Consider the following 5512-nt stretch of genomic DNA (forward strand, 5'->3'; position numbering starts at 1 on the left):
CGGCGCCCGATCAGCTCCACCACCGCGTCCAACGCCGTAACCCACCCCGCCACATCCACCACACGGTGATCATCACCGCCCGACAGGGCTCAGCATTCCACGACACGCCGTGACTGCCGTTGCAGTACTAGGAGGCCTTCGGGCCGCCGGGGCTCCACAGCACGTCGCCGCCCGGGTTGGCCACACGGCCGAGGATGAACAGCAGGTCGCTGAGGCGATTGAGGTACTTCGCCGTCAGCGCGTTCGTGCGCTCCGCGTCGACCTCCAGCAGCGCCCACACCGAGCGCTCCGCGCGCCGCGTGACGGTGCGGGCCACGTGCAGGTACGCCCCGCCGGGGGTGCCGCCGGGCAGGATGAACGACTCGAGCTTCGGCAGCCCCTCGTTGAAGTGGTCACACCAGTCCTCGAGCCGCTCGACGTAGGCCTCGGTGATGCGCAGCGGCGGGGCCAGCGTCGGATCCCCACCCTCCCCGGCGACGATCGGCGAGCACAGGTCCGCGCCCACGTCGAAGAGGTCGTTCTGGATCTGGCGCAGGGGGGCGAGCACGTCCTCGCCCAGCCCGCCCACCGTGACCGCGACGCCGAGGGCCGCGTTGGCCTCGTCGGCGTCGGCGTAGGCCGCGAGGCGGACGTCGGTCTTGCGGACACGGCTGAAGTCGCCCAGCGCGGTGGTGCCGTCGTCGCCGGTCTTCGTGTAGATCCTGGTCAGGTGCACGGCCATGGCATGACCGTAGCCGCCGGACGACTCGCCGGGGGTACGGACCGGAGGGGGAACGGCGCGCTCCGATAACCTCGCGGCTCGTGGCAGAGCATTTCGCGGTGGCCGGTGGGGCCCGGCTGGTGGGTGCCGTCGACGTCGTCGGCGCCAAGAACAGCGTCCTCAAGCTGATGGCGGCGGCGCTGCTGGCCCAGGGCACCACGACGATCACGAACTGTCCCGAGATCCTCGACGTCCCGCTGATGGCCGACGTCCTGCGCAGCCTGGGCTGCACGGTCGTGGTCGACGGGGACACCGTGACGATCGACGTGCCCGCCGAGCCCGGCGCCAACGCCGACTACAAGTCGGTGTCCAAGCTGCGGGCCTCGGTGTGCGTGCTGGGGCCGCTGGTGGCCCGCTGCCGCCGGGCGGTGGTGCCGCTCCCGGGCGGCGACGCGATCGGCTCGCGCCCGCTGGACATGCACCAGGCCGGGCTGCGCAAGCTGGGCGCCACCACGGAGATCGAGCACGGGCGGGTGGTGGCCACCGCCGAGACGTTGCGCGGTGCCCAGATCTGGCTGGACTTCCCGAGCGTCGGCGCCACCGAGAACATCCTCATGGCCGCGGTGCTGGCCGAGGGCACCACGGTGATCGACAACGCCGCGCGCGAGCCCGAGATCGTGGACCTCTGCGTGATGCTGTCGCAGATGGGCGCCAAGATCGACGGGGTCGGCTCCTCGACGCTCACCGTGCACGGCGTCACCGGCCTGCAGCCCACCAGCCACCGCGTGATCGGCGACCGGATCGTCGGCGCCACCTGGGCGTTCGCCGCCGCGATGACGCGCGGGCAGGTCACGGTGCGCGGCGTCGACCCGCACCACATCGACCTGGTGCTCGACAAGCTGCGCAGCGCCGGCGCCGAGACGTCGATCGGTGCCGACGAGTTCACCGTCACGATGAACGGCCGTCCCGAGGCCGTCGACTTCGTGACGCTGCCCTACCCGGGCTTCGCCACCGACCTGCAGCCGATGGCCATCGCCGTGTCCGCGGTCGCCGACGGCACCTCGATGATCACCGAGAACGTGTTCGAGGCCCGCTTCCGCTTCGTCGACGAGATGGTGCGGCTCGGAGCCGATGCCCGTACCGACGGTCACCACGCCGTCGTCCGGGGTGTCGAGCGGCTCTCCAGCGCCCCGGTGTGGGCCAGCGACATCCGCGCCGGCGCCGGGCTGGTGCTGGCCGCGCTGTGTGCCGAGGGCGTCACCGAGGTCTGGGACGTCGAGCACATCGACCGCGGCTACCCCCGGTTCGTCGAGAACCTGCGGGCGCTGGGCGCCGACATCTCCCGGGTGAGCGCAGAACCCGAGCGCTGACGGGCCAGTTCCGCGCCACCGGACGCCCGACCCGCCGAGCGGTTGGGCCGGTCGGAGCAGCTCCGCATGCGGGGATCTCGGGTCCGTGTCACGGTGCGGTCCTCACCCGGGGGAGCCTGATGACCAGTGCCGCGAAGTCCGTCGACCAGTCCGCGAAGAACGTGGCCGAGAGCCGTCCCGTCAAGATCGGCGCGCGCGTCGGGATCGTCGCCTACGGCATCACCCACCTGCTGGTCGCGTGGCTCGCGCTGCAGGTCGCGTTCGGCAGCGCCGGCGGGCAGCAGGCGAGCCAGCGCGGGGCCTTCCAGGAGCTAGCGCAGCAGCCCTTCGGGCGGGTCCTGCTGTGGGTGCTCGTCGTCGGCTTCGCCGCGACCGCCCTGTGGCGGCTGACCCAGGCGATCTGGGGTTTCGGCTACGAGTCCGACCGGACGAGGAAGGTGCGGAGGAAGGCCGCGGCCGCGCTCAGGGCGGTCGTGTTCGTGGCGTTCGCGGTGCTCGCAGGCCGGACGGCCGCGGGCGGCGGGGGAGGTGGCGGCGGGCCGCAGAAGGCGACGGCGGGTGTGCTCGGGATGCCGGGTGGGCCCTTCCTCGTCGGCGCGGTGGGGCTCGGCGTGGTGATCGCCGGCGGGGCGAAGGTCTACGCCGGCTGGAGGAAGAAGTTCCTCGCCGACATGTCCCTCCCGCTCGACGTCCGGGCCCGCCGGATCGTGGAGCGCACCGGGCAGATCGGTTTCATCGCCAGGGGCGTCGCGACCGCGCTGATCGGCGTGTTCGTGGTGGTGGCGGCGGTCCGGTTCCGACCCGACGAGGCCTCGGGGCTCGACGCGGCGCTCAAGGGCCTCGCCGCCCAGCCGTTCGGGCCGTATCTGCTGGCCGCGGTGGCGCTCGGGCTGGCCGCGTACGGCGTCTTCTGCTTCTTCGACGCCCGCTACCACCGCGTCTGACGCCACTGAGCAGCGGATACCCGGTGATACGGGGCTCGCGTCGGTGACCTACCGCGCCGCGCGCCGCGCACCGCGGTGACGGTGGCGTCCCCGCAGGACCGCATCAGGAGGCCACCCCCGCCGCGGAGTGAGCCGCCCTTGTGACCGACCCCTGCGACCCTGGGCCGCGCGCGCTACTCCAGTGCGCCGCGAGCCGAATCCCTCATTCGTCGGTCGCTCTGAGCACGATCTCGGCCGGCACGAGGTCGGCGTGGAACACGAGCAACCGGTAGACGCCGTCGGCGCGGCCGATGGTGGCGCGGATGCCCTCGCTGTCGAGCCTGCTACGCAGCGCCTGGGCCGCCGACTCCGTGGGCACCCGCGAGACCTCCCCGAGCAGGCCGTCGCCCGTGGTGTCGTCCGGGTCGGGGATGCGCGGGCCGACCTGGTCCTTGCCCGTGCCGAACGTCAAACGCAGGGCCAACGCGATGCCGAGCATCATGATCAGGCCGCCGAACAGCGCGAAGAAGCGGGTCCAGTCGGCCATGCCGGGATTCTGCGCCCACGGTGGGCGCCGCGCTCGACGGGTGCTGCTGTATCGATCAGGCCTGTGATGCGGCCCGTACGACCCGCGGCTCCTCGTTACGCGCCAGTAGGATTCCCGGATCTGTTCAGCAGTTCCGATGGTGGAGGTGCCCGGTGCCGTACCCGACCGACCGTGAACGCGACCGGCCCTGGGTGATCCGCACCTACGCCGGTCACTCCTCGGCCGCGAAGTCCAACGCGCTCTATCGCCGCAACCTCGCGAAGGGCCAGACGGGCCTCTCCGTCGCGTTCGACCTGCCCACCCAGACCGGCTACGACCCCGACGACGAGCTGGCCAAGGGCGAGGTCGGCAAGGTCGGCGTGCCGGTCAGCCACATCGGCGACATGCGCACGCTGTTCGACGGCATCCCGCTCGCCGAGGCCAACACCTCGATGACGATCAACGCGCCGGCCATGTGGCTGCTCGCGCTCTACGTCGCGGTGGCCGACGAGCACGACGCGCCCCGCGCCACGCTCGCCGGCACGACGCAGAACGACATCGTCAAGGAGTACCTCTCGCGCGGGACGTACGTGTTCCCGCCCGCGCCGAGCATGCGGCTCATCTCGGACATGATCTCGTGGTCGGTGGCCGAGATCCCGAAGTGGAACCCGATCAACATCTGCAGTTACCACCTGCAGGAGGCCGGGGCCACGCCCGCGCAGGAGCTCGCCTACGCGCTCTCCACCGCCATCGCCGTGCTCGACACCGTCCGCGACTCCGGACAGGTGCCCCCGGAACGCTTCCCCGACGTCGTCGCGCGCATCTCGTTCTTCGTGAACGCGGGCCTGCGCTTCGTCGAGGAGATGTGCAAGATGCGGGCCTTCGGGCAGCTCTGGGACGAGGTGACGAAGGAGCGCTACGGCGTCGAGGACCCCAAGAAGCGCCGCCTGCGCTACGGCGTCCAGGTCAACTCCCTCGGCCTCACCGAGGCGCAGCCGGAGAACAACGTCCAGCGCATCGTGCTGGAGATGCTCGCCGTCACGCTGTCCAAGGACGCGCGAGCCCGCGCCATCCAGCTCCCCGCCTGGAACGAGGCACTGGGCCTGCCCCGGCCGTGGGACCAGCAGTGGGCGCTGCGCATGCAGCAGGTGCTGGCCTACGAGACCGACCTGCTCGAGTACGAGGACCTCTTCGATGGCAGCCACGTGGTCGAGGCCAAGGTCGCCGAGCTCGTCGAGGGCGCCCGCGCCGAGATCGACAAGGTGCAGGAGATGGGCGGCGCCGTCGCGGCCGTCGAGTCGGGCTACATGAAGGGCCAACTCGTGTCGTCGCTCTCGGAGCGGCGCCGGCAGATGGAGTCGGGCGAGCACGTCGTCGTCGGCGTCAACCGGTTCGACACCACCGAGCCCAGCCCGCTGCAGGCCGAGGGCGCCGCGGCCATCGAGTCGGTCGACCCGGCCACCGAGGCCGCCGCCATCGAGGCCATCACGGCCTGGCGGGCCGGCCGCGACAAGGCCGACGTCGAGGCCGCGCTGAGCGCCCTGCGCGACGCCGCGAAGACCGAGGCCAACCTCATGGACGCCTCCATCGCGTGCGCCAAGGTCGGCGTCACCACGGGGGAGTGGACCGGGGTGCTCCGGGAGGTGTTCGGCGAGTTCCGGGCACCCACGGGCGTCTCGGCGGCCGTGGCGGGCGGTGAGGCGGCCACGGAGATCGCCGCCGTGCGCGAGCGCGTGAAGGCCGCGGGCGACGAGATCGGCACGCGCCTGCGCATGCTCGTCGGCAAGCCCGGCCTCGACGGCCACTCCAACGGCGCCGAGCAGGTGGCCGTGCGGGCGCGGGACGTCGGCTTCGAGGTGGTCTACCAGGGCATCCGGCTCACCCCGGCCCAGATCGTGGCGGCCGCCGTGCAGGAGGACGTGCACGTCGTAGGGCTGTCGGTGCTGTCGGGTTCGCACCTCGAGGTGGTGCCCGCGGTGGTCGAGGGGCTGCG

At 72.1% G+C, this 5512-nt stretch carries 5 protein-coding genes; 3 read left to right on the forward strand and 2 right to left on the reverse strand.

Annotated elements, in window-relative coordinates; translation table 11 throughout:
• Nucleotides 1-127 precede the first annotated feature (127 nt).
• Nucleotides 128-721 (reverse strand): cob(I)yrinic acid a,c-diamide adenosyltransferase, encoded by a 594-nt coding sequence (locus JWR81_RS26180; protein WP_297658625.1) that lies wholly within the window; start codon nucleotides 719-721, stop codon nucleotides 128-130.
• Between the two features lie 80 nt (nucleotides 722-801).
• Here JWR81_RS26180 and murA point away from each other — a divergent pair, with 80 nt between their 5' ends.
• Both murA and JWR81_RS26190 read left to right on the forward strand, forming a co-directional pair.
• The gene (murA, locus tag JWR81_RS26185; protein ID WP_297658627.1) at nucleotides 802-2070 is read left to right on the forward strand and encodes a UDP-N-acetylglucosamine 1-carboxyvinyltransferase; all 1269 of its coding nucleotides are present in this window, start codon (nucleotides 802-804) and stop codon (nucleotides 2068-2070) included.
• A 119-nt stretch (nucleotides 2071-2189) separates the two neighbouring features.
• Nucleotides 2190-3014 (forward strand): DUF1206 domain-containing protein, encoded by an 825-nt coding sequence (locus tag JWR81_RS26190; protein ID WP_297658629.1) that lies wholly within the window; start codon nucleotides 2190-2192, stop codon nucleotides 3012-3014.
• A 202-nt stretch (nucleotides 3015-3216) separates the two neighbouring features.
• Here JWR81_RS26190 and JWR81_RS26195 read toward each other — a convergent pair whose 3' ends face one another.
• A complete protein-coding gene (locus tag JWR81_RS26195) occupies nucleotides 3217-3540 on the reverse strand; it encodes a hypothetical protein (RefSeq protein WP_297658631.1) in 324 nt (107 codons plus the stop codon).
• Between the two features lie 152 nt (nucleotides 3541-3692).
• On the opposite strand from JWR81_RS26195, the gene JWR81_RS26200 reads away from it, so the two are divergent.
• Nucleotides 3693-5512, forward strand: a 1820-nt coding sequence (locus JWR81_RS26200) for a methylmalonyl-CoA mutase family protein (RefSeq protein ID WP_297658633.1), incomplete at its 3' end; no start/stop codon positions are given.

Origin of the sequence: Pseudonocardia sp. (assembly GCF_025965585.1) — a bacterium.
Classification (GTDB): Bacteria; Actinomycetota; Actinomycetes; order Mycobacteriales; family Pseudonocardiaceae; genus Pseudonocardia.

Excerpts from the sequence above, each read along its gene's own strand:
- JWR81_RS26180 (WP_297658625.1), bottom strand. The coding sequence starts at position 721 with ATGGCCGTGCACCTGACCAGGATCTACACGAAGACCGGCGACGACGGC.
- JWR81_RS26190 (WP_297658629.1), top strand. The coding sequence starts at position 2,190 with ATGACCAGTGCCGCGAAGTCCGTCGACCAGTCCGCGAAGAACGTGGCC.
- JWR81_RS26195 (WP_297658631.1), bottom strand. The coding sequence starts at position 3,540 with ATGGCCGACTGGACCCGCTTCTTCGCGCTGTTCGGCGGCCTGATCATG.